The organism is Streptococcus mitis (genome assembly GCF_001579035.1).
In the GTDB taxonomy this organism is placed as follows: Bacteria; Bacillota; Bacilli; order Lactobacillales; family Streptococcaceae; genus Streptococcus; species Streptococcus mitis_J.
Window position 1 is genome coordinate 183,313 of sequence record NZ_KQ970287.1, and the last position, 599, is coordinate 183,911.

General features: G+C 41.7%; 2 protein-coding genes. One reads left to right on the plus strand and one right to left on the minus strand.

Features of this window, described 5'->3' with window-relative positions; genetic code table 11:
* Positions 1 to 188: glycerol-3-phosphate acyltransferase (locus SMIDD26_RS12900; protein WP_419986652.1), on the minus strand; the 188-nt coding region annotated here is incomplete at its 3' end.
* 135 nt (positions 189 to 323) lie between these two features.
* On the opposite strand from SMIDD26_RS12900, the gene SMIDD26_RS12905 reads away from it, so the two are divergent.
* On the plus strand, positions 324 to 599 hold a 276-nt coding region (locus SMIDD26_RS12905), incomplete at its 3' end, for an ATP-binding protein (RefSeq protein WP_246746929.1).

The window sequence follows — 599 nt, forward strand, 5'->3', positions numbered from 1 at the left end:
TTAAAAAAGTCAATTACAAAGGTTGCCATACCCGCTTTCTTGCCTAAAATGCGGAAGGTATTAGTTGTTCCTGTGTTACCAGAACCATGTTCGCGCAGATTGATTTGAAAGAATACTTGTCCAATCCAGAGACCAGACGGAATCGAACCCAGCAGATAGGCTAGGATTAATAAAACTATTGTAATCATACTCCTATTATATCATGAAATGGAGAAGAAAGGCAGAGAATCTCTGCTGAAATTGTTACATCGGAGAAAGAAAAATTTTGCAAAATCCTTGGAAAACCTGTAGAATAGTAAAGATGAACGAATAGGAGGTTCCTTGTGTCAAAAAAGGAAATCAATATTAACAATTATAATGATGATGCCATTCAGGTGCTAGAAGGGTTGGATGCGGTTCGAAAACGTCCAGGGATGTATATCGGATCGACCGATGGCGCTGGGCTCCACCACCTAGTTTGGGAAATCGTCGATAATGCTGTCGATGAGGCCTTGTCTGGATTTGGTGACCGTATTGATGTGACCATCAATAAAGATGGGAGTTTAACGGTTCAAGACCATGGTCGTGGGATGCCGACGGGTATGCACGCTATGGGAATT